Source organism: Arcobacter defluvii, assembly GCF_013201725.1.
Classification (GTDB): domain Bacteria; phylum Campylobacterota; class Campylobacteria; order Campylobacterales; family Arcobacteraceae; genus Aliarcobacter; species Aliarcobacter defluvii.
Genome location: NZ_CP053835.1, coordinates 564,776 through 589,361, shown reverse-complemented (window position 1 = coordinate 589,361; position 24,586 = coordinate 564,776). Strand labels below are relative to the sequence as shown.

The window sequence follows — 24,586 nt, the reverse complement described above, 5'->3', positions numbered from 1 at the left end:
AATTATAACTAAACACAAGAAAAAATAATTTTGATAAAAGAGGAAAAAGAAGTCAAATAAAAATTTATCTGACTTCCTATAAGAATTTATAACTCAGTAGTTTCTGTTTTTGTAGTTTCATCTTCAAGAGTAATTGCCTCACTATGCAAATCTTCATCTTCGAAAACTTTTCCACCATTTTCTTTGATAATTTCTCTTACTCTTTCACCTGTAATTACTTCAATATCAAGTAATTCTGCTGTCATTTGTTCAATTGCTGCACTATTTTCTTTTAGAGCATTTAAAACAATTTCATATCTTTCATTTAACAATGTTTTTACGTGATTATCAAGTTCTTTTGCCATAGCATCTGAATAATCTTTTTGAGTTTGTCCACCTAAAAATTGATTTGTTCTTTTTTCTAAAACCATTAATCCAGCAATATCACTCATACCATAAATAGTAGCCATTGATTTAATAATTCCAGTTGCTCTTTCTAAATCATTTCCTGCACCAGTACTAATTTCTCCAATAAATACTTGTTCTGCTGCACGTCCACCTAAAAGAACATCAACTTCAGCTAACAATTCATGTTTTTGCATCAAGTATTTATTTTCTTCTGGAGTATTTAAAGTATATCCAAGTGCAGCAAGTCCTCTTGGAACAATTGATACTTTATTTACTTTATTTGCACCTTTTGTAATTTCAGCAATTAGTGCGTGTCCAGATTCATGATAAGCAACTATTTTTCTCTCTTTTGGAGAAATTCTTCTTGATTTTTTCTCAAGTCCAGCAATTTGTCTCTCTACCGCTTCTTTAAAATCACTTGGTTCAACTTCATCTTTATTAGCTCGCCCTGCAAGTAATGCTGCTTCATTAATGATATTTGCTAAATCAGCTCCAGCAAGTCCTGCTGTCATTTTTGCAATTTCTTTTAAATCTACATTTTTCCCTAATTTTACATCTTTAATATGTACTTTTAAGATTTCAATTCTTCCTTCATAATCAGGTTTATCAACTAAAACTTGTCTGTCAAATCGTCCTGGTCTTAAAAGTGCAGGATCAAGAACTTCAGGTCTATTTGTTGCTGCTAATACAATAACAGGAGCATGTTCTGTTGAGAATCCATCCATTTCAGCTAAAAGCTGATTTAATGTTTGTTCTCTCTCATCATTTCCACCCATTGGTCCACCACTTGCTCTACTTTTACCAATTGCATCAATTTCATCAATAAAAATAATTGCAGGTGCTACTTTTTTTGCTTGTTCAAATAAATCTCTAACTCTTGAAGCTCCAACCCCAACAAACATCTCTATAAAAGCTGATCCAGAAACTGATAAAAATTCAACATCAGCTTCACCAGCAACTGCTTTTGCTAAAAGTGTTTTCCCTGTACCAGGAGGTCCTACTAATAAAACACCTTTTGGGATTTGAGCACCAAGTCTTACATATCTATCTGGAGATTTTAAAAAGTCAACAACTTCTTGAACTTCTTCTTTAGCCTCTTTATTTCCAGCCATGTCGTCAAATTTAACATTTGGTTTTTCAGAATTAATCATTTTTTTAGATGAACCAATTCCAAGAATTCCTCCTGAACCACCACCCATTGATTTTTGCATTCGTTTAGCAATAAACATCCAAATGGCAAAGAAAATAAATATTGGTAATACCCATCCAAATAAAATATCAGCTAAAATATTCTCTTCATTAATACCACCATACCCAATACCATTTTGCTCTAAAGTTGTAATCAATGTTTCATCAGGTATTACTCTTCTTGCAGTATATGTTACTACTTGTCCACCATCATTTTTTGAAACTGCTCTAATTTGAGTATTTCCAATTCCTACATACTCTATTTTTCCTGAACTAATTAATTTCTTTAAATCAGAATATGCGATAGTTTTATTTGTTGTTTGTCCAAATGCTTGAATATTTGAATTTGTTCCACTAGATATTTGATCTTCTGGAAAAATTGTTTTAAATGCAAATATTGTAACAATTGAAAAAATTACAAATATCAATAATGGATTATTATTAAAAAAATTGTTATTATTCCCATTATTAGCGTTGTTATTGTTATTATTATTGCTATTATTTTGTTGTTTTTTAGCCATAATTTAAGACTCCTTACTATTTTTAAATACAACTGTAACCCATTCATTTTTATGAATAAGTTTTAGTTCTTCTAAATCTTTAAATTTACTTAATACTCTATTTATATGTTTATCTAATATACCTGAAATTATTAATAATCCATCATTATTCAAACATTTTTTCAAATCACTTGCTATCATTACTAAAACATCTGCAACTATATTTGCAATAACTACATCGTATTTTTTAGTTGTTTTATTTGTTGAGCCAATCCAAGCATCATTAAAGCTAACGTTATTTAAATCAAAATTTGATTTCGTGTCATTTATACAAACTTCATCTGTATCACATATATCAACTATACAATTCTTTTTAGCTGCTGCAATCGCAAGAATACCACTTCCAGTTCCTACATCTAAAACAGTTTGTTTTTCTTTTACAAATTCATCAATTGCTTCAATACAAGAAGAAGTTGTTTCATGGTGTCCTGAACCAAAAGATAGAGCTGGATCTATAATAATATCAATTTTATTCTCTTTTTTTTCTTCCCATGATGGTCTTATAAAAAAGTTTCCAATTTCTACAGATTTAACTGATTTTTGATATTCTCTTATCCAATCTATATTCTCTTTTTTTTCATATGAAATATTACAGTTAATATTTAAAGCTTTTGAGAATTTTTCTATCCCAAACTTCAAGTCTTCAAGTTCATCTTCACTTCGTACAATTAAGCTACCTTCACTTTCTTCAATTGCATCTGCTGTTAATGATTCTAATAAATCTAAAAAAAGTTCATAATGATTATCTGGTTTGAAAGCTAATTCAAAATAGTATTTAGACAAATATTTCCTTTATTAAAAAATTGTTTATAATTTCTTTACTTATAAAAAGTGCAATATTCTATCTAAATAACTTTTGAATCTAATTAAAAAAGTTTAAAAAAAGTTTTCGATTAAATCTCTCATAACATCTACATCTGAGATTTTATTCACAATATCTCTAAATTCATTGGCTCCTGTATAACCTTTTGAATATGAGTGTAATAATTTTCGAAACATAATAGCACCGTGAGGTCCATGAAATTTTAGCATTGCATCATAATGTTCTAAAATTATCTCTTTTTTCTTTTCATTTGAAATATCTTCTATTCCATGTTTTAATTGATAAAATACCCATGGTTTTCCAATTGCACCTCGACCTATCATTACACCATTTGCATTAGTATATGCTAAAACTTCTTTTGCTTTATCATAATCTTTAATATCACCATTTGCAATAACAGGTATTGAAATAGCTTCTTTCATTTGTTTAATTGCATCATAATCAACTGGTGCTTTATATTTTCCAGCTCTGGTTCTTCCATGAACTGATACAAAATCAACTCCACAAGCTTCAACTGCTTTTCCTATATCAACTGGAATTTTTTCATTTACACCAAGTCTTACTTTTGCACTTGTATATTGTTTTTTAGAATATTTTTTTACTGTAGATAAAATCTCTTCAAGTTTTTTTAAATCACCTAAAAGATTTGAACCTGAACCATGATTAAAAACTTTTGGAGCAGGACATCCACAATTTAAATCAATTCCATCAATTCCTTCAACATCATTCAATATTTGAACTGCATCACGAACTAATTCAACACTATTACCAGCAATTTGAACAAAATAAGGATCTTCTGTAGGAGATTTTTCTATCATTTTAAGTGTTCTTGCACTTTTATAAACTAAAGCATTTGATGAAATCATTTCTGATATTGTTAAATCTGCACCAAATTTTTTTACAACTGACCTAAAAGGTAAATCTGTATAACCTGCTAATGGTGCCAATACCATTAGCGGTCTGCTAAAATCAATTTTATTATTCATTATTTGTAAGATATCGTTTCTAAATTATAGTATTTTCCAGATTCTTTTAAATCTAAAAGAGCTTTAAATGCTGTATATTCTGTATCAGGAGTTAAAGATACTATCTCTTTTACTCTATCAATCATTTCGTATTCACATAATACATGTAAATATGCCGTTGTTGCCTCTTCAACTTCAGTTGAAAGTTTTTCAAAAATTGAAATTATTTGATCAGGTTTTAATATTTTTTCATAATTTTTTGCTAAAGCAAGATAATCATCTTTATTAAAATCTAAATCTTTAACTATTGCTAAAATCTCTTCAGCAGTAAATCCAAATTCATTATTTGCTGCATCTTTTTCAAAAAGTTTAAATGCTAACTCTTTATCAAGTTTAATATTTTTATAAAGTTTTTTAATTGTTGTCATAGTTTTTTCTTCTAGTACATTTTCAAAAGCTTGTCTAATGATATTTGAAGAATAATTTTCTGGTTTTTTTAGTACATCCACTGCAAAATCAATTTGCTCATTAACTTTATTTAACATATTTAAATTTGCTAATTTTGATGTTTCATTTATTTTAAAAGATTTTTCACTCACAAATTTCCCGTCATTTATATCTTGAATATTTCCAACTATTTTGTTTAACTCTTCATTTGAAGAAGTGAATCTTTCATCTGTTACTACAATTTTCAATTGTGATAAAATTGAAGATAAATTTTTAAAATCTTTTGTTCTAAACTTTAAAACATTAGTTTTTTCAAGTAATCCTGATTTAATAAACTCTATCATAGTTTCATGATCTTTAATTACTGCTTTTTGTTTAAAATAGTTAATTAACCCATAAAAAATAATATGTAAGTAAGTAACTAATGCTAAAACAACTACTGGAAATACTATCCACACTGATGCAGGTAAATTCAAAGAATATCCAAGTAGTGAAATTTCATATTCACCTAATTCTAAGCTATATGCATATCCAAATACCGCAATAATAAAAATTATTGAAGAGATGATATATTTTTTAAGACCCATCTTCTTTCCTTTTTAAAAACTTTCTTTTACTATTTTCATTATACAAAAATGTTTATAAATTACTTATGATATGGATGATTATTTTGAATACTTAAGCTTCTAAATATCTGCTCTGTTAGTACAACATTAGCAACTTTATGAGCCATTGTTAAATCACTTAGTGAAATTACTTTATCACATTTTTGTAAAAATTCCCTTTGAAATCCATATGCTCCACCAATAAAAAAATTAACTTCATTTTTATTTTCAATAAGATTAGAAAAAGCATATGTATCAACTTTTTTACCTAAAACGTCAAGTGCTATATTAAACCCTTTTAATAAAGGTTCATAAGTTTCAGAATATGAAAGTTGTGCCTCTTTTTCACCTATTGTTTGGGCTTTTGCTATGTTTTTATTAAATATATAATGAACTTCAACTTTTGCGTATTTTGAAGACATTTTTACAAATTCTTGTATTATAGAATCAAAATCATCTTTTGATGGTTTTAATATTGAATATATATTTATTTTACTCATAATAAAAGCCACTTCCTATTACATTAAATCTAATATTTGGGATTTTATCATTTATTTGAACTCCACCAATAGCACAAACTGGATGTTTAGATATTTTTGCTAAATAAGAAATCTTATCTCCTAAAATTGTACTAACATCTTTTGTTGTTGTATTTTTATATGCTCCAAGACCAATCATATCCAAAGGAAGTTCATTTGCCTCTAAAATTTCTATTTCATTATGGGTTGAAAGTCCTAGTAATTTATCTTTTATTTTTGCTCTAACTAATTTTATTGCAATTTTTTTATCTCTATGAATTGCTAGAAAATCTTCTTGTCCTAGATGTAAACCATCTGCATATTTTATTAATTCAATTTTATCATTTATAATTATTGGAATATTTAATTTTGATTTTAAATATAAAAGATTTGTTTTTTGTTCTTCTAAAGATGAGATTTTATCTCTATATTGAACTAACTTAACATCTTTTTTTTTACATAAATCAATAAATTTATCTAAAGTGATATTTTTTTTAAGTAATGTTTCATAATCACATAAAACATATAAGTAATTAAAGGCTTTAAGTTCAAAACCTAAAGCCTTTTCTAAATTTGAAATCATTTATTAACTAATTTTTTCTTTTTGAAACATACCTAATAAATCTGCTAAAGTTTGTTTCATTTTTGATCTATTTACAACCATATCAATAGAGCCTTTTTCAAGTAAAAATTCAGCTCTTTGGAAACCTGCAGGTAAATCAGCTCCAATTGTTTGTTTAATAACTCTTTGTCCTGCAAATCCAATTAAAGCACCTGGTTCTGCCATAATAATATCTCCTAAAAAGGCAAAAGAAGCAGATACTCCACCCATTGTTGGATCTGTTAAAACTGATATATATGGAAGTTTTGCATGATCTAATTTTTTAAGTGCAGCAGAAGTTTTTGCCATTTGCATTAATGCAAAAGTTGACTCTTGCATTCTAGCACCTCCTGAAGCAGAGATGATAATTAAACCTTGTTTCTTTTCTATTGCTCTATCAACAGCACGTACAATTTTTTCACCTTCAACTGAACCTAAACTTCCACCCATAAAAGCAAAATCAAAAACTACAAGTTGTACAGGAATAGAATTAATTGTACACTCACCACTAACAACAGATGATGTTCTTCCAGTATTTTTAAAAGCCTCTTCTACTCTTTTTTTATAAGATGTTTTATCAACAAATTTTAAAGGATCATTTGGCTTTAGATTTGCATCATATTCAACAAAACTATCTTTATCTGTTAAAATTTCAATTCTTCTTTTTGCTCCAATTCTCATATGAAAATTACACTTTGGGCAAATATTATCTTGATTTTCTACCTCTTTAAAAAACATTAATGCATTACATTCTGGACATTTAACCCAATGACTTGGTGCATCTTTTTTTGTTGGTTGTTCTTTTGATTTACTGTCAAAAGATATTTTGCTAAATAAGTTTCTTAAATCCATAATAATCCTTTATTATTTTTGAATATTCTCAAATCTATCTAATTCATCCAATTTTTCCCATGGATAATCACTTTGACCTACTTGTCCCCTTGCAGCAACATCTGCATAAAGAAAAGTTTTTTCACTTGGTTTATCTAATGCAAATTTTTCTGTAATCCATCTTGGTGTCAATGGGAAAGTATCCATTACAAATTGAGATAATGTATCATCATCAAATTTTGTGTAAGTTCCCATTGTATCAACTGCAACTGAAGTAGGACGTGCAACTCCAATAGCATAAGATATTTGAACTATTGCTTTTTTTGCAAGTCCAGAAGCAACAATATGTTTAGCTATCCAACGTGCAGCGTAAAGTCCACTTCTATCAACCTTTGTATAATCTTTTGAACTTTGAGCTCCACCACCAATTGGTGCATATCCACCAAATGAATCAACAATTAATTTTCTTCCAGTTAATCCACTATCATGTAAAGAAGAGTGGTTTACATATCTTCCTGTTGGATTAATATGAATAATTGTTGAATTTTTATCATACATATTTGTTGGAAGTCCAGCATCATCTATCAGACCTTGAATTAAACTTCTAACTTCTTCAATTGGCATTCCTTCAACAGAAGGTGCACTTACAACTATTGTATGAATTTTTTGAGGTTTACAATTTTCAAAATTAGCTTTTGTACCATAATCAACCGTAACTTGTGTTTTAATATCAACTCCAAGTTTTTGATTATGATGTAAAGCATAATTATAAACTTTATCACATAAAATTCTTGCATAAGTAATAGCTGCAGGCATATAATCAGCTGTTTCACTTGAAGCAAAGCCAAACATAATTCCTTGGTCACCTGCTCCAATTTCTCCAGTTGTTTGATCAACTCCTTGAGAGATATCTGGACTTTGTTGATTTAATAAAACTTGTACTTTTACATCATCTGGATGTAAGCATTGTTCTTTTGAAAATGCAGATTTTCCATCGTATCCAATTTTTGCTAAGGCATCTTTTACAATTTTTTCATAATCTTTATCTGATAATGTTGCTTTTGATTTTACTTCACCACCAATTACAACATGTTTTCCTGCCACAAAAACTTCAGATGCTACTCGACTATCTTTATCTTCTATAATTAATCTATCAACTATTGAGTCTGCAATAATATCTGCACATTTATCTGGGTGTCCAGGACTTACTACTTCACTTGTAAATAAGTATTGAGTTTGTTTTTTCATTTTTGTTTTCCATCCTTTGTTTTCCACAAGAATAATCTTGAGTTGTTTTCCATCTTTTGTTTTCCATTTTTTAGTTTTCTATAATATGTTTAAGAAATTTTAAAATAAAAATTTAAAGAATTCAATTTGCCATAAAGACAAAAAGTTTGTTATCTTAACTAAAAATTGCTGTTATTTACTTTTTTTCTTTCAATTGTTTTTTAAATTTTTTAAGAATTGAAATCTCTTCTTTTAATTTATTCTCTTCTTCAATATTTTTAGAAAATTTAGTTTTTTCTTTTAGTTTAGATATTTTATTCTCTATTTTTTCTTGAAGTTTTTTTACTTCTTTTTCTTCTAAATCTTTATCCTCTTCAATTAGCAACAAATATTCTTTGATTTTTTCATAAATTTTTTCCAGCTTCATAATCTTCTCCTAATTGTTTAATAGTAAGATCTTCTATCCATAATATTTTAGCCACATTTATCAATTTATTTATAATATTATATGCATGAGAACTATCATTTAGTAAAGTTGTTGCCATTTTTTTATCAATTCTTTTTTCTCTAATCAACACATCTATTCTTCCAGTTGCAATAACATCTAAGCTTTTTAAATATTCTTTTAATAACTCTGATTTTGCTAAAACATCTAGTTCATCTTTACTACTTTTTATCTCATTTATTGTATTTATTGTTTTTGCTATTGCTTCTCTTAATGAGTTATATTCATCTTTTATATAATCATTATTACTTAATAAATATTTGGAGATATTTTCTTGTAGTTCTTCTGTATTTTTTACAGCTTCTGCTATATCTCGACAAGCACTTCTTAATTCATATAAATAGGCTCTTTCCGAACCTTCTAAATCGTTTATAAAATATGTTGAATAATCAATTATGTCACTATATAAAGATTTTATTCTTGTTTGATAAAACTCTTCGATATTAACTTCAATAATATCTGTTGATTCTTTTACAATAGAAGAGATATCTGTTTTTCCTAAATATCTATGTCGATGAAGCATAATAGCATGACTTAAAACTTCACTTGCATTTTCATATAAATGAACAGTCTCTTTTCGTGTAGCTTTTAATGCTGCAAATGGTACAGCAACAACTTGCATATCTAAAAATTTTGTATTTTGAATATAAACTTCTTTGTCTTCTACAAAAAGTTTTTTCAAAAAATTTACAAGTTTTGGAATAAAAAAAGAAAATATAAATAATCCAGAAATATTAAATACTGTATGAAATAGAGATAATTTCATCGCATAATCTTTTTCATCAATTCCAATATTTTTTGATAAATAATCAATAAAATCTACAAAATAAAATAAAATTGATGTCACAATAACAGCAGTTACTGTATTAAATATAAGTAAAGCTAAAGCCATTCTTTTACTATTTGAATTTGAAACCATTGCACCCATAACTGCTGTAATTGTTGTTCCAATATTTGCACCAATTGCAATTGCAATTGCATTTATATATATTATTTGTCCTGTCGCGAGTGCAGTGATAGTTAAAGCTAAAGTAGCACTACTTGATTGAATAATTATTGTTGCAACTATTCCAACTAAGATATAAATAAATATTCCTTTATAACCTTCAATAGCAAATTGAGATAAATCTATTCCTTGTTTTAAATCTTCAAATCCATCTTTCATATATCCAATACCAAGAAAAACAAAACCTAAACCTAAAAGAATATTTCCAATTCCTTGAACTGTTTTATTTTTATAAAATCTAAAAATTACACCAAAAATAATCATAGGAAGCGCAAGTGCTTCAATATTTATTTTCATTCCAAAATATGAAACAATCCATGCTGTTGCAGTTGTTCCAACATTTGAGCCAAAAACAACTCCTATAGCACCTGATAAAGTAATAAGTTTTGCAGATAAAAAAGAGATTACGATTATTGCAATTAAAGAAGAACTTTGAAGAACTGCTGTTGAAATTACACCTAAACCTATAGCTTTATAAGTAGTATCTGTACTTTTAGAAATAAGCTTTTCTAGCATTCCTCCACTAAAAAGCTTAAACCCATCTTCCATAAAATGCATACCTATTATAAATATTCCAACACCTGCAACTATAAATTTAGAATCTGCATTTTCATACAGTAAATAGCAAAGAAGTGCTAGAAGAATATATGATAGGTATTTTTTCATTATTCTACTGTTACAGATTTAGCCAAGTTTCTTGGCATATCAACATCATTTCCTAGTCTTATTGAAATTTCCATTGAAAAAAGTTGAAGTACAACTAACATTTCAAAAAATTCTAACATATAATGTTCAAGTTTATTAATTTTTATAAAATCATCAGCTAAATCAAAATCTAGTGGTGAAATTGCACAAATTGTACTATCACGTGCACTTAACTCTTCAACATTTGATTTAATTTTGTCATATAATAAATTTTGAGGCATTAATGCTATTGTAAATAATTCAGGGTCAGCTAATGCTATTGGTCCATGTTTCATTTCACCAGAAGGATAACCTTCTGCATGTAAATAAGAAATCTCTTTTAATTTTAAAGCACCTTCAAGTGCTAATGGATAAAATACATCTCTTCCTATAAAGAAAAAACCATGTCCATGTAAATATCTTTTTGATAATCTTTTTGTTTTTTCATGTATTCTATCACTAATACAAAGTGCTTTTGGAACTTCTCTTAATGTATGTAACTCTTTTTGCATTGTTTCAATAGATATTGTATTTTTGATTTTTCCAAAATATAAAGACAACATCCAAAGAACTACTGTTTGAGTAGAAAATGCTTTAGTTGAAGCAACTCCTTTTTCTATTCCAGCACGAGTTAAAATTGTAAAATCTGCAACTCTTGTCATTGATGAATTATCAACATTACAAATAACCAAAGTTTTTAAACCTGCATTTTTTGCCATTTTTAAAGCTTCAAGTGTATCAGCAGTTTCTCCACTTTGAGAAATAACAATAAATAATGTATCTTTTGTTAAAAGTGGTTCTTTATATCTAAATTCACTTGCAACTTCTATATTACATTTTATTTTTGATAATCTTTCAAATAAATAAGAAGATGTAAGTCCTGCATGATAAGAAGTTCCACAAGCACATATTTTTATTTCATTAATACCCTCAAGTATAGAAGAATTTATCTCATCAAATAAAATTTCATTATCTTTGATTCTTCCTAACATACAATCACTTACAACACTACTTTGCTCATAAATCTCTTTTTCCATAAAAAATCTATATCCATCTTTTTGAGCAAATTGTTTTGAAGTTGGAAGCGTTGACCAGCTATAATTATCTGAAAAAAATTCTATATATGAAGCACTAGCAATTCCACCAACTCCATCTTCTAAATACACAACATCTGAAGCTAAACCTATCAAAGGAGCATCAGATGATGCAAATAAAACTTCTTCTTCATTTCCTCGTGCTACAATTAACGGACTTCCATTTTTGAAGAAAAATATTTTTGAAGGCTCTGCTTTTGTAATTAAAAGAATTGAAAAGGCACCTTCAAGTCTTGTGATTGTATTTTTGAAAGCTAAAGTTGAATCATTTAATTTATTATTATAATTTTCAAAAAGATGAACTATAACCTCTGTATCAGTTTGAGATACAAATTTATGACCTTTTTGTATTAATTCATCTTTTAACTCTTTATAGTTTTCAATAATTCCATTATGAACAACATAAGAGTATTCACCTAAATGTGGATGTGCATTTAATTCTGTTGGTTTTCCATGTGTTGCCCATCTTGTATGTCCAATTCCTAGATGATAATCATGAGCTGCAGAAATATTTACTTTTTCTTCAAGATTGATTAGTTTTCCTAAAGCTTTAAAAACATCAATTTTATTATCTTTAAGTACCGCAATTCCAGCACTATCATAACCTCTATACTCTAACTCTTTTAAACCATCTAATAATATTTTAGTTGTATCTTTTTTACCAATATATCCAACAATTCCACACATTTAAAAAACCTTTTTCCAATATTTATTATATTTATTATATTTAATTATCACTAAATAAGCCCTTTTTAGAACACTTTTATATCTATAGTAAATTCAAATTTTTTATTAATTCATCATGAATTTTTCCATTTGTTGCAACTATATATTTATCTTCAAATAGATTATATTCCTCACCATTTATATTTGTAATCTTTCCACCAGCTTCACTTAAAATTAAAACTCCTGCACTTACATCCCAAGGTTTTAAATTCATTTCATAATAACCTTCAAAAGTTCCACGTGCTACTAAACATAAATCAATTGAAGCACTTCCTAGTCTTCTTAAGTCTTGGCAAAGAGGTAAAATATCTTTTATTTTTTTTACAACATCATTTAAATCATCTTCATTTGAACCACTTGTATATGGAAATCCTGTAGCAAGAAGTGCTTTTTGTAACTCTGTTTCATCACTTACTTTTAATTGTTTACCATTTAAATATGCACCTTTACCAATTTTAGCTTCATATAATTCATCTAAAATTGGATTATAAACGATTGCTAAATATGGTTTTTTATCTTTATATACTCCAACTGAAATTGCAGTATGAGGAACTCCATTTACAAAGTTTGTTGTCCCATCAATTGGATCAATTATAATTGAATTATTAAATTCTATATTTGTATTGTCTGATTCTTCTGCAATTATATTAAACTCTTTAAATTTTTTTGTAAATTTTTCTTTTAAATAATTTTCAACCGCAACATCATATTTTGTTACTAAATCTTTTTTTGCTTTAAAAGTTACATCTTTATTTGAATAATAACCTTTTTTTAAAATCTTTCCTGCTTTTTTTATTATTTTTATCAACTCTTTTTTCATTATTTTTTCCTAATTTTTTTTGTATTTTATCTAAATTATGAATAAAAATTCATATTTAATTCATTATAAGTTCATATTCGAAGATTAAACTTTCAAAAAATAAGAAAGGATAATCTTGATTTCATATGCATTTAAAGCATTATTTGCAAATAAACTAAAAACTTTTTTAATAATTTTAAGTTTAATTTTTTCAATAGTATCTATCTTTTTAATTAGTTCTATTTCAAATGGAGTAATTTCTATGTACTCTTCAATGCTAAAAAGCGATGGAGATATCATAGTTACTCAAGCAAAAATATCTGATACATTTTTTTCAAATGTGAATATCAATTTAGTTGAAAAAATAAATAATTTAAAAGATATAAAAGATACTTCTGCAATGACTGTGGGAGCTAGTCCTGTTGAAAAACTTCCAATTGTTGCAGTTTATGGAGTAACAAAAAATAGATTTAAAAATTACACTTTAATTGCAGGCTCAAATCCATCAAAAAATGAAGTAATTATTGGGAAATCAATATTTGAACAATTATCAAACAAAAATGAAATTCAAATAGCAAATAAAACTTTTAAAATTTCTGGAGTTTTTAAAAGTGAAATTGGTTTTGAAAATGGTGGAGTTGTTTTAAATATAGATGAAGCAGGAGAGATTTTTAATAAATCTGCTTCAATGATTTTGATAAATACAACTTTAAATGCAAATATTGAAAATATTATAAAAGAAATTAAAAATTTATCGGATGAAATTGATGTTAAATCAACACAAAATTTTGTAGATAACTATAATCAATTTAAAATCATAAAAACCTCATCAAATGTTATTTCATTTATCGCATTTTCTATGGGGCTTCTTGGAATTGTAAGTCTTATGAGTATTACAATAAATCAAAGAAAAGCTGAGTTTGGTATTAAAAGAGCTTTAGGAATAAAAACATCAAAAATTGTTTATTCAATAATGGTTGAAAGCTTTTTACTTGGCGTTTTTAGTTTTATTAGTGCTTTAATTATTTCAAATGTAACTCTATATTTTGTAAAAAATGCAAAAAGTTTACAAGGTTATGTAAATGGTGAAATATCTGTTGAACTAGCTTTTTATATCTTTGTTACTTCTATTTTAATGGCGATTATTGGCTCAATAATTCCTGCATTAAATGCTGCAAAAACTGACCCTGTTGAGCTTATTCAAGGAAATAAAATATGATAAAAGCTTTAAATTTAACACATTATTACAACAAAGATTTAGCTTTAGAAAATATCAATTTAGAAATAAATAAAGGTGAATTTGTTTCAATTATCGGGGAAAGTGGAAGTGGAAAATCTACACTTTTATCACTTTTATCAACACTTTTAAAACCAACAAGTGGTGAAATATTTTTTGAAAATACAAATTACAAAAATATAAAAGATATTGATAATTTTAGAAAAACAAATATAGGTTTTATTTTTCAGTTTCATTATTTAATCAACTATTTAACTGTTAAAGAAAATATAAAACTTGCTAATGAAAAAGTATCAAATGATGAGATTTACAATCTATTAAAACTTTTAAAAATTGAAAATTTATTAGATAAATATCCAAATGAAATTTCAGGTGGTCAAAAACAAAGAGTTGCAATTGCAAGGGCTTTGATAAACAAACCAAAAGTAATTATTGCAGATGAACCAACAGGAAATTTAGATTCTAAAAACTCTTTAAATGTTTTTGAACTATTTAAAAATCTTTGCCTTGATGGAACAACTATAATCGTGGCAACTCACGACAAAGAACTAGCAAAATTTGCAAATAAAATTTATGAGGTGAAAGATGGAAAAATCAATTAATAACTCAACTAATTTCGAACTTTTTATAAATAAACATTTTAAAATTTCTATTGCTTTTTTTGCTTTAGGGCTATTTTTTGGAATTATTTATTCATTAAATTTATTGGGACTTGTGATTGATTCACAAACATTAAATCCAGTAAATATGAGAGCAATTCATATAAGTCTTATGCTTTATGGTTTTGTTCCTTTAATGCTTTCATATCTTCCTTTTTTACTAATAAATAAAGAAGTTGGAAGTTCACGTGAAGGGATTAGATACTTAAATCTTTATACTATTATTTGGTATATCTTTTTAGTATTTATGGTTGTATCTTTACTTTTAGGGAAAAATAGAGGTTTAGCTTTTTATGATTTTGCTTATGAATTAAATTTCTTATTAGCATTTGCTGGATTATTTTATATTTTAGCTTTATACAAATTTATCAAACTTTATACTGTTCTTCCTTTATGGATAAAAGTATGTTTAAGAGTTGTGACAATTGCTCCATTTACGCTATTGATTTTAATGAATCCAACAATTGGTCAAGTTGAAAGTACAGTATCTGGACCACATGGAGATAATACACTTGGAATGAGTTTAGCTTTAATACCAATCTACTATTTAATAATCAAACTATTAAATGAGGGTGAATTTAAAGCTAGATGGAATATCTTATGGATTATTCCAACAGTTTTTTATTTTGGTTCAGTTCTTTATAGAATTTTTATTGGTCATCTATCATACAACCAAGAGTGGTTTTTACAATATTTAACTCTTTTATATGTTCCTCTTTTATATAGATGGTACAAAGACAGCAATATAAGTGATATTGCTAAAAAAGCTCTATTAGTTTCTATTTTAGCTTTTTTGTTTGTTGATATTGAAGGTAATATAATTTTTATTCCCCAAATTAGATGGGTATTTCATAGAAATGATTTAATAATCGCTCACGCTCATGTTGCTATGGGAATTGGAGTATTTTTTATGGTTATTTCAATGTTTATAAATCATATCAAAGAACTTCATAAAGATATATTCTTAAAAATTTATTTAGTTGGGATTATTGGAATTTTTACAGCTTTAAGTATCTCAGGATTTACACAAGCTGGATTTAACTCAATTCCAACTCATACACTTTGGATATTTAGAACTCTGTTTGGTTTAGTTGCATTTGGTTTTATATTTGCTTTTATAAAACTTCAAACTTCATACTCAAAACTAGGATTTTATAATCTAATTGGAGTTTTAAGTGATGGATTAGGTGGAGTTTTTTTAATTTTACTTGCAAGTTTCTTATATCCTATTTTAGGATTTAGTTTTAGTGGAGTTTATGAATATGTTGTTTTTACGTTTGTTAGTATGACAGGAATTATTCACTATTTAGCTTTAAAAAATGAAACTTATCAAATGATTTTAACTAAATTATCAGTGATTATTAGAGTATTTGCAAGTTCAATGTTTTTTGCCTTATATTCAAGTGGTAAACTTGGGATGGAAGCACTTATGATTTGCCTTTTTGATTTAACTTTTGTTTTCATTTATTTAATCTTTTTTTATGAAAAGGAGACTACATGCAAAGATTAATTTTAATATTTTTTATAGCAAGTGAATTGTGTTACTATTTACTAATAGCACAAACGGGTGTTGTTGAATACTTTTCATCAAATTTATTTTTAATAGCTCCTCTTCCAATTGGAGGAATTATTGGTTCAATATTAGTTTCATATATAAAAATAGATAATAAAAACAAAATATCTCTATTTTTAATTATTCAGTTAATTATGAGTTTTATATATCCAAATTTTAATTTTATAACACTATTTATTTTAGGATTTGCGGTTGGAAGTTTAGCTCCATTGATTATAAATGAAGTGAAAAAAACTACATTTTTGGAACTTGGATTGGCATTGTCTTTATCATATGTAACAGGAACTATGCTTTTTAACTATGATGTATCACAAAGAGGATTTATTGCAATTATTTTAACAACTATTACACTTATAGCTTCAAGATTTTTACCATCAAAAGATGAAGAAAAAGAATTTGACACAATAAATCATTCATTATTAATTATGATTTTATGGGTATTTTTAGATTCTGCGCTTTTTGAATCTTTATCAAGAGATTTAACTATTTCTATCTGGAGAGATGGATTTAGTTTTGAAATTGCACTATTTCACGTGATTGGAGTTATTTGTGCATTATCGTTTAAAATTGAAAAAAATCAAAAAGAACTTATGATTTTGACATTATTTGCACTTTCATATTTATTTTATTTTTTAAGGGAGGGATTTATTTTATCAATTATTTATCCATTCGTAATATCATATTACAATGTAGTAATTCTTCAAACTATCAGAAAAAAAGATTTTAGAACTATTTCATTTTATATGATTTTTATAGGATGGATGGCTTCAGGAGGTGGGCTATTTATAGCCTTAGCAAATTTAATTCTTTTTGTTCCAATTACTCTTTTATTTGCGATTTTTAGAGTAATGACAAAAGAATATTTACCAAATAGTAAGGAAATAAAATATGTATAAATTAGCTCTAATTCTAATTTTAAGTTTAGGTGCCTTTGCTAATAGTTTAACTATAACTCAAGGTGAAATAACTGCACATACAGAAGTTTTTGGAGATAGCGAAATCAATCCAGCAACTAAAGATGTAAAAGCAGATTTATCAATAGATGATAAAATTGAATCAATCAAAGGAAAAATCTATTTTGATACATTAAGTCTTGTTAGTCAGAAAAAAGACAGAGATGCTCATATGTATGAATTATTAAATGAGCCAAAATTTAAAACTATATCTTTTGATATAAAAAATATTGTAAAAAATGATACAAATTACGATATTAATGGTGTTGTAACATTAAATGGTGTTTCAAAAGATATTACAGTAAAAAGTAATATCACAGAACAAAATAATCAAATTTTATTTGATGGTGGATTTTCATTTAATCTAACAGATTTTAATTTAGAACCACCAACAATGTTTTTTTTAACAGTAAGAAATCAAATAGATATCTCTTATAAAATTGATTTAAAAAGATAAATTATGTTAAAAAAACTTATATTATCAGTAATATTTATAAATTGTTTAAGCGCGGGAACTCTAAAAATAGACGATAAAATAAGTAATTTTTCATTAACTGATCAGTTTGATAAAATTCATACAATTACATGTGACATTTCAACTATAATTGTAACTTTTCAAAAAAAGACTCTTATGATGGTAAATGATTATTTATCATCAAAGAGTGAAAACTTTTTAGAAGATCATCATGCAATTTTCATAAATAATATTTCATCTAGTCCAACTATAATCACAAAAATGTTTACATTACCAAAACTAAGAGATTATAAATATACTATATTACTTATTTATGATGAAAGTAATACAAAATTTGAAAAACAAAGTGACAAAATTACAACTTATTCTTTAGAAAATGGCTTTATCAAAAATATAAATTTTATATCTTCAATAGATGAATTAGACAGAGTTTTAAAATGAATTCTATTCCAAATACTAAAATTGTAGAAATAATTGTAGAAAATGAAAAATTAAATGATTTAAAAATTCTTCATTTAAGTGATTTACACATAAATAAAAAAACTTCTAAAAAAGAGATTTTAGATTTAGTAAATCATTGCAATAATCTTGAATTTGACTTTTGTGTGATTACAGGAGATATAATTGATACAAAAGTTAAATTCATAACTGAGCAACTTAAGATTCTAAATACTTTAAATAGTGAAGTTTTTTATATAAGTGGAAACCATGATTTATTTTATGGTTTAGAAGATTTAAAAAAAGAGCTAACTAATTTCATTTTTATGGATAATGAAACTTTTAAAATTAACTATAAAAATGAGATTATACATTTAGCAGGATTACCTGATAGATTTTCAAAATTCTTTAAAATAAAAAGAGATGAAAAAAAAATAGAAAGTTATTTAAAAAATTCTCCTTCTATTTTTATTTCGCACCAACCAAAAGATTACAAAATTGCTACAAATTCTGACTCAAATCTATTTTTATGTGGACATACCCACGGTGGTCAAATTTTCCCATTTCATTATTTAGTAAGATTAGTTCAACCTTTTTTAGCTGGATTATTTTATAGAAAAAATACTGCAATTTATGTAAATAAAGGTTTGGGATATTGGGGTGTAAATTTTAGGTATAAAGCTGATGCAGAAATTACTATATTGAAATTAATAACAAAAAGTGTAAAATAATTTTTATGAAAATATTAATAATTGAAGACGATATAAAAATCATAAACTTTTTGAAAAAAGGTTTAGAAGAAGAGTGTTACATAGTTGATTTCTCAACAAATGGTGATGAGGGATTATATTTAGCTAGTGTTAACTCTTATGACTTAATCTTACTTGATATTATGCTTCCAATAAAAGATGGAATTGAAGTATGCAAAAGTTTAAGAAGTTCAAATATTCAAACCCCAATAATAATGCTTACAGCAAAAGATTCTATTGAAGATAAAATCAAAGGATTAGATATTGGAGCAAATGATTATTTAGCAAAACCTTTTTCCTTTGCCGAATTACTTGCACGAATTAGAGTTCAATTAAGAATGACAACAACTACTCAAACTAAACTACAAATTGCAGATTTAGAACTTGATTTATTAAACAAAACAGCCACAAGAGCAAAAGAAAATATAAATTTGACAGCTAAAGAGTTTACACTTCTTGAATATCTAATAAAAAACAAAAATAGAGTTTTAAGCGAAACAACAATCAATGAAGCACTTTCTTCTTTTGAAGATTCTAATATTAGTAATATTGTAAATGTTTATATTTATAGATTAAGAAATAAAATTGATAAAAATTTTGAAAAAAAACTTATAAAAACAGTTAGAGGAATAGGATTTAAAATAAGTGAAGATTAATTTATCAATCAAAAGAAAACTTTTAATTTACCATTTTTTTATACAAACAATTGTTTTAGTGATTTTTTCATTTTCTTTATATAAAGCATTAGAAATTTCAACTTTAGATAAACTTGAAGCAACTTTAAAAGTAATTATTCTTGATGTAACTGATGATTTATTAGAAAATGAAAAGATTACTCAAACTTTACTTGATGAAGAAAAAGAGTATAAATACGAACCTTTATATATTAGAATATTGGATAATAAAACTCATCAAAAAATAATTCAAACAGAAAATTTCCCAAGTAATATCGAACATAATGATGATTATTTAAACAATTTAAAAGAAAATATTGTTACATTTGAAAAACAAAATAGTTATTTAGTAAGTAGAATAAAAATAGACTTTCATGGTGAACAACTCGTAATTATAGAAGCAGTTACAACCAAAGATATGATTACATCAACATTAGAAAATTTACTTTATATTTTTGGTTTTATTCTACCTATAATTCTTATATTTGCTGTAATTGGTGGTAATTTTGTAATTTATAAATCATTTTTACCAATCGAAAATATTTTAGATGAATTAAAACAAATAAATGCAAATGATTTGTCAGCAAGATTAAAAACAAGAAAAACAAAAGATGAAATATGCCAATTAATAAATGAAGTTAATAATCTTTTGTCTCGTCTTGAAAACTCTTTTGAAAGAATCTCACAATTTAGTTCTGATGCTTCTCATGAATTGAAAACTCCTCTTACAATAATAAAAGGTGAAATGGAAGTTACATTAAGAAAAGATAGATCAATTGATGAATATAAAGAGGCATTAAAAACCTCTTTAGATGAAATTTGTCTAATTGAACAAACGATAAATGATCTACTTTTCTTAGCAAAAAATGAAAAAGATTTAATTATAGATAAACAAGAAAATTTTTATCTTGATGAAATAGCAGATGAAGCAATAAATGAACTTAAGAATTTTGCCAAACTTCATAAAATAGAGGTTTCTTTTGTAGTTGAAGATAGCTTAGAATTGAAAGGTTTTCCAAACTTATTAAAAATTGCTATAAAAAATGCTATAAAAAATGCTATTCAATTTAGTTTTGAAAATACAAAAGTTATTGTAAAAATATTTAAAAAAGATGATTCTTTAAATATTTCTATTCAAGATTTTGGAATAGGAATTGCTAAAAATGAACAAACAAAAATATTTGAAAAATTTTATAGAACTGATAAAAGTAGAAATAAAAACTCAGGTGGAACAGGTCTTGGAATGTCAATATTAAAGAAAATTGTTGATATTCATAAAGGTGATATTACAATAAAAAGTATCGAAAATAGTGGGACTACTATAACTTTTACTTTTTATTTAAAATAATTTTTTCATGATTCAGTTTATTTTAATTTAAAAAGATGTTATAATTACATTATCTCAAACAATATAGGAGGTTAAATGTCGAGGATTTCACTTTTTATGGTTGTTAAACTTTAAATTAAAATAAATTTACTTATGAGTAAATTTGGTAAATAAAAAGTTTTATTTACTTAATAAATAATTTTTTAAAAGGTTCTATTAAAATAGAACCTTTTTTTATTTTTCATCAAAAACAATATCTATTGCATTTACGATATTTTTATCTATTTCATAATCACTTAGATTCTTTTTTAATATCAAAACAGCCTCTTTATGAGTCATAGATTTTCTATATGGTCTATCTTCTACTAATGCTTGATAAAAATCCAAACAAGAAACTATTCTCTCTTCTAGTCCTAATTCATTTGAAGTTAAACCAAAAGGATAACCTGAACCATCAAGTTTTTCATGATGTGCTGATGCCCATTTTGTAATTTCACTAAAATTATCTATTTTACTTAAAATTGTATGGGTTAAATACGCATGTTTTTTTATTTCAAAAAGTTCTTGATTTGTAAGACTTCCTTCTTTATCTAAAATAGCATTTGGAGTACCAAGTTTTCCAATATCATGAAGATTTGAAGCAATTTGTATTTTTAATTTAGTTTCATCATCTAGATTAAAATATTCTACAAGTTTTAAAGATTTTTCTTCTAAATCAACTGAATGTTTAGCTGTAAATTTAGATTTACCATCTATGATTTTTGAGAATATCTTTGTAATAGATAAAAAACTTTCAAGAGGCACTTCAATAGTAAAATTTGGTAAAATTTTTTCTAAAGGATTTACTTCATCAAAATACTCTAAATCTCCCCAAAATAAAAAAGATTCACTTAATATAGTATAAGCATCAACTATTTTTTTAGAAAAAAGTTTTTTTTCATTTTCTTTTACAAAGTTTAAAATTAACTCTTTTTTATCATAACAAATATTTGATAGATCAAAATTTGTATCTAAAGTATCTGCAAATGAAATTAATTGGGCAAAAATAGGTATTTCACTTTCTTTCTTACCAAATAATCCTGAACCATCAAAATTTTCATGATGATAAAGAATAATATTTTTTTGAGATGTCAAAAAAGGAAAATCTTTAATATTATTTTCTCCAATTGTACAATGTTCTGCAAAATTAACCATATCAAAATATTCTTCTACATTATTTAGTTTATATTCACTTGTAAAATTACAAAAACTCTCTATCAAACCATTATCATGTAATAATGAATAAGAACATAAATCAAATTTTTCTTCATCACTTAAACCCATAATATCAGCCATTTGTAAACAAATATAAGCAACTCTTTTACTATGTTTTAATGAAGTACACTTTATTTCACTTTCTGCCAAATCCAAAGCAAAGGATATGGAAAATAGAAATTTATTAAGGCTTAAAGTCATAAGAAATCCCTCTTCTTGAAAATTGCTCTCATTATAACAAAAAAAAGAAATTTTTGAAAATTATTTTATAATATTTAGACTAATCTTATCTTATTTATTATTTTGTATTTTAAGTAAAAAAAAACCGCACTCATAAGAGTACGGTTTTAAAAAAGTTTTAAATGATTTTTTACATCATTCCAGGCATTCCACCCATTCCACCCATATCTGGCATTGCAGGCATTGATGGTTTATCTTCTTTAATATCAGTTACTGTAGCTTCTGTAGTTAAAAGTAAAGATGCAACTGAAACTGCATTTTGCATAGCAACTCTTTCAACTTTAGCTGGGTCAACAATTCCAGCTTCAAACATATCTACATACTCACCAGTTGCAGCATTAAATCCTAAATTGTCATTAGAAGATTTTTCAACTTCATTTGCAACAACACCAGCATCAAATCCAGCATTAATTGCAATTTGTTTTAATGGTGCTTTAATAGCTCTTAAAACAATTGCAGCTCCAATTGCTTCATCACCTTCTAAATCATGTAATTTTACTTTTGCAGCAGCTCTAATTAAGGCTGCACCTCCACCAATTACAATTCCTTCTTCAACAGCAGCTCTTGTTGCGCTTAAAGCATCATCAACTCTGTCTTTTTTCTCTTTCATTTCAGTCTCTGTTGCTGCTCCAACTTTAATAACCGCAACTCCACCTGAAAGTTTTGCAAGTCTTTCTTGTAATTTTTCTTTATCATACTCAGAAGTTGTATTTGATATTTCTGCTTTGATTTGATTTACTCTTGCTTTTACAGACTCAGCATCACCACTTCCATCAACAATAGTTGTATTATCTTTATCTATTACAACTTTTGAAGCTGTTCCTAAAACTTCAATACCACAAGTATCAAGTTTCATTCCCATCTCTTCAGATACTACTGTTCCTTTTGTAAGAACTGCAATATCTTGTAACATTGCTTTTCTTCTATCACCAAATCCTGGTGCTTTAACAGCAGCAATATGTAAAGAACCTCTTAATCTATTTACAACTAGAGTTGCTAATGCTTCTCCATCAACATCTTCAGCAATAATTACTAAAGGACGTCCAGCTTGATTAACAGCTTCTAAAATTGGTAACATCTCTTTTAAAGAAGATATTTTTTTCTCATATAATAAAATAAATGGATTGTTAAACTCAACTGTCATTTTTTCAGCATTTGTTACAAAATATGGAGATAAATAACCTCTATCAAATTGCATTCCCTCAACTACTTCTAACTCATCAGAAATACCTTTTGCTTCTTCAACAGTAATTACACCATCTTTTCCAACTTTATCCATAGCTTCTGCAATCATTGAACCAATTGCATGATCTGAATTTGCTGAAATTGTTGCTACTTGCTCTATTTCAGTTTTATTTGCAACAACTCTAGAAGCTTTTTTTAATTCAGCTAAAATAGCTTCACAAGCTTTATCCATACCTCTTTTTAAAATGATTGGATTAGCTCCTGCTGTTACATTTCTTAATCCCTCTTTAAAGATTGAATGAGCTAAAACTGTAGCTGTAGTTGTTCCATCTCCTGCTTCATCAGCAGTTTTTGAAGCTACTTCTTTTACAAGTTGTGCTCCCATATTTTCTAAAGTATCTTTTAATTCAATTTCTCTTGCAACTGATACACCATCTTTTGTAATTGTTGGTGCTCCAAAAGATTTTTGTAAAAGTACATTTCTTCCTCTTGGTCCCATTGTTACTTTAACTGCATCAGCTAATTTTTCAACACCTGCATATAATCTATTTCTTGCACTATCACTAAATAAAACTTCTTTTGCCATTACATTACTCCTATAACATTTTCAATATTTAAAATTAGATATTCTTGACCATCAAGTTTGAATTCAGTTCCTCTATATTGTTCAAATACAATTGTATCACCTACTTTAACATCTTCTACTTTATTTCCAACTGCAACAACTTCTGCTGTTTGTGGTTTTTCTTTTGCATTATCTGGAATATAGATTCCACTTGCAGTTTTATTCTCAACTTCTGTTCTTTTAACAAGAACTCTTTCACCTAGTGGTTTAAAATTCATACTATTTCCTTTT

General features: G+C 26.4%; 24 protein-coding genes. 9 read left to right on the top strand and 15 right to left on the bottom strand.

Features of this window, described 5'->3' with window-relative positions:
- Positions 1-86: 86 nt before the first annotated feature.
- The 12 genes from ftsH to ADFLV_RS02965 all read right to left on the bottom strand — a co-directional run bounded on the left by ftsH (position 87) and on the right by ADFLV_RS02965 (position 12,987).
- The gene (gene ftsH, locus ADFLV_RS03020; protein ID WP_014473312.1) at positions 87-2,096 is read right to left on the bottom strand and encodes an ATP-dependent zinc metalloprotease FtsH; all 2,010 of its coding nucleotides are present in this window, start codon (positions 2,094-2,096) and stop codon (positions 87-89) included.
- 3 nt (positions 2,097-2,099) lie between these two features.
- Complete coding sequence (locus ADFLV_RS03015; protein ID WP_014473311.1) at positions 2,100-2,918, bottom strand: 50S ribosomal protein L11 methyltransferase; 819 nt, start codon at positions 2,916-2,918, stop codon at positions 2,100-2,102.
- Positions 2,919-3,011: 93 nt separating this feature from the next.
- Entirely contained in the window at positions 3,012-3,911 is a 900-nt protein-coding gene (locus ADFLV_RS03010) for a tRNA dihydrouridine synthase (protein WP_014473310.1), read from the bottom strand.
- Between the two features lie 32 nt (positions 3,912-3,943).
- Positions 3,944-4,957 (bottom strand): hypothetical protein, encoded by a 1,014-nt coding sequence (locus ADFLV_RS03005; protein ID WP_014473309.1) that lies wholly within the window; start codon positions 4,955-4,957, stop codon positions 3,944-3,946.
- Positions 4,958-5,016: 59 nt separating this feature from the next.
- On the bottom strand, positions 5,017-5,475 hold the full coding sequence (locus ADFLV_RS03000; RefSeq protein ID WP_014473308.1) for a 23S rRNA (pseudouridine(1915)-N(3))-methyltransferase RlmH: 459 nt from the start codon (positions 5,473-5,475) through the stop codon (positions 5,017-5,019).
- Positions 5,468-6,076, bottom strand: a complete 609-nt coding sequence (locus ADFLV_RS02995) for a thiamine phosphate synthase (protein WP_014473307.1) — start codon at positions 6,074-6,076, stop codon at positions 5,468-5,470. Before ADFLV_RS02995 ends, ADFLV_RS03000 begins: the two co-directional genes overlap by 8 nt.
- Positions 6,077-6,079: 3 nt before the next feature.
- Positions 6,080-6,946 (bottom strand): acetyl-CoA carboxylase, carboxyltransferase subunit beta, encoded by an 867-nt coding sequence (gene accD, locus ADFLV_RS02990; protein WP_129010458.1) that lies wholly within the window; start codon positions 6,944-6,946, stop codon positions 6,080-6,082.
- 12 nt (positions 6,947-6,958) lie between these two features.
- On the bottom strand, positions 6,959-8,173 hold the full coding sequence (gene metK / locus ADFLV_RS02985) for a methionine adenosyltransferase (RefSeq protein ID WP_014473305.1): 1,215 nt from the start codon (positions 8,171-8,173) through the stop codon (positions 6,959-6,961).
- Between the two features lie 175 nt (positions 8,174-8,348).
- Positions 8,349-8,579 carry a hypothetical protein gene (locus ADFLV_RS02980; RefSeq protein ID WP_129010457.1) on the bottom strand — a complete coding sequence of 77 codons (231 nt, stop codon included), beginning with the start codon at positions 8,577-8,579 and terminating at the stop codon, positions 8,349-8,351.
- Positions 8,557-10,329, bottom strand: coding sequence for a Na/Pi cotransporter family protein (locus ADFLV_RS02975; RefSeq protein WP_014473303.1), 1,773 nt, complete (start codon positions 10,327-10,329; stop codon positions 8,557-8,559). The genes ADFLV_RS02980 and ADFLV_RS02975 overlap by 23 nt, the downstream gene beginning before the upstream one ends.
- Positions 10,329-12,128 carry a glutamine--fructose-6-phosphate transaminase (isomerizing) gene (gene glmS / locus ADFLV_RS02970; RefSeq protein WP_129010456.1) on the bottom strand — a complete coding sequence of 600 codons (1,800 nt, stop codon included), beginning with the start codon at positions 12,126-12,128 and terminating at the stop codon, positions 10,329-10,331. Before glmS ends, ADFLV_RS02975 begins: the two co-directional genes overlap by 1 nt.
- Positions 12,129-12,210: 82 nt before the next feature.
- Positions 12,211-12,987, bottom strand: a complete 777-nt coding sequence (locus tag ADFLV_RS02965) for an inositol monophosphatase family protein (protein ID WP_129010455.1) — start codon at positions 12,985-12,987, stop codon at positions 12,211-12,213.
- Between the two features lie 115 nt (positions 12,988-13,102).
- On the opposite strand from ADFLV_RS02965, the gene ADFLV_RS02960 reads away from it, so the two are divergent.
- From ADFLV_RS02960 to ADFLV_RS02920, 9 genes are read left to right on the top strand one after another with little or no spacing between them, the layout of a single operon-like run.
- Positions 13,103-14,185 carry an ABC transporter permease gene (locus tag ADFLV_RS02960; protein WP_129010454.1) on the top strand — a complete coding sequence of 361 codons (1,083 nt, stop codon included), beginning with the start codon at positions 13,103-13,105 and terminating at the stop codon, positions 14,183-14,185.
- On the top strand, positions 14,182-14,805 hold the full coding sequence (locus ADFLV_RS02955) for an ABC transporter ATP-binding protein (RefSeq protein WP_129010453.1): 624 nt from the start codon (positions 14,182-14,184) through the stop codon (positions 14,803-14,805). The genes ADFLV_RS02960 and ADFLV_RS02955 overlap by 4 nt, the downstream gene beginning before the upstream one ends.
- Positions 14,789-16,372 (top strand): hypothetical protein, encoded by a 1,584-nt coding sequence (locus ADFLV_RS02950; RefSeq protein WP_129010452.1) that lies wholly within the window; start codon positions 14,789-14,791, stop codon positions 16,370-16,372. Before ADFLV_RS02955 ends, ADFLV_RS02950 begins: the two co-directional genes overlap by 17 nt.
- Complete coding sequence (locus tag ADFLV_RS02945; protein WP_129010451.1) at positions 16,360-17,331, top strand: hypothetical protein; 972 nt, start codon at positions 16,360-16,362, stop codon at positions 17,329-17,331. The genes ADFLV_RS02950 and ADFLV_RS02945 overlap by 13 nt, the downstream gene beginning before the upstream one ends.
- Entirely contained in the window at positions 17,324-17,845 is a 522-nt protein-coding gene (locus tag ADFLV_RS02940; RefSeq protein WP_129010450.1) for a YceI family protein, read from the top strand. Before ADFLV_RS02945 ends, ADFLV_RS02940 begins: the two co-directional genes overlap by 8 nt.
- Before the next feature lie 3 nt (positions 17,846-17,848).
- The gene (locus ADFLV_RS02935) at positions 17,849-18,304 is read left to right on the top strand and encodes a hypothetical protein (protein WP_129010449.1); all 456 of its coding nucleotides are present in this window, start codon (positions 17,849-17,851) and stop codon (positions 18,302-18,304) included.
- Positions 18,301-19,032: a metallophosphoesterase gene (locus ADFLV_RS02930; RefSeq protein WP_129010448.1), complete on the top strand. Its 732-nt coding sequence runs from the start codon at positions 18,301-18,303 to the stop codon at positions 19,030-19,032. The genes ADFLV_RS02935 and ADFLV_RS02930 overlap by 4 nt, the downstream gene beginning before the upstream one ends.
- Positions 19,033-19,037: 5 nt before the next feature.
- Positions 19,038-19,706, top strand: coding sequence for a response regulator transcription factor (locus ADFLV_RS02925; RefSeq protein WP_129010447.1), 669 nt, complete (start codon positions 19,038-19,040; stop codon positions 19,704-19,706).
- Positions 19,696-21,072 carry a sensor histidine kinase gene (locus tag ADFLV_RS02920; protein ID WP_014473292.1) on the top strand — a complete coding sequence of 459 codons (1,377 nt, stop codon included), beginning with the start codon at positions 19,696-19,698 and terminating at the stop codon, positions 21,070-21,072. Before ADFLV_RS02925 ends, ADFLV_RS02920 begins: the two co-directional genes overlap by 11 nt.
- 213 nt (positions 21,073-21,285) lie before the next feature.
- Here ADFLV_RS02920 and ADFLV_RS02915 read toward each other — a convergent pair whose 3' ends face one another.
- The 3 genes from ADFLV_RS02915 to groES form a co-directional block, all read right to left on the bottom strand.
- A complete protein-coding gene (locus tag ADFLV_RS02915) occupies positions 21,286-22,455 on the bottom strand; it encodes an HD-GYP domain-containing protein (protein ID WP_164968479.1) in 1,170 nt (389 codons plus the stop codon).
- 220 nt (positions 22,456-22,675) lie between these two features.
- Positions 22,676-24,316, bottom strand: a complete 1,641-nt coding sequence (gene groL / locus ADFLV_RS02910) for a chaperonin GroEL (RefSeq protein WP_014473290.1) — start codon at positions 24,314-24,316, stop codon at positions 22,676-22,678.
- Complete coding sequence (gene groES / locus ADFLV_RS02905) at positions 24,316-24,573, bottom strand: co-chaperone GroES (protein WP_014473289.1); 258 nt, start codon at positions 24,571-24,573, stop codon at positions 24,316-24,318. Before groES ends, groL begins: the two co-directional genes overlap by 1 nt.
- Between the last annotated feature and the right edge of the window lie 13 nt (positions 24,574-24,586).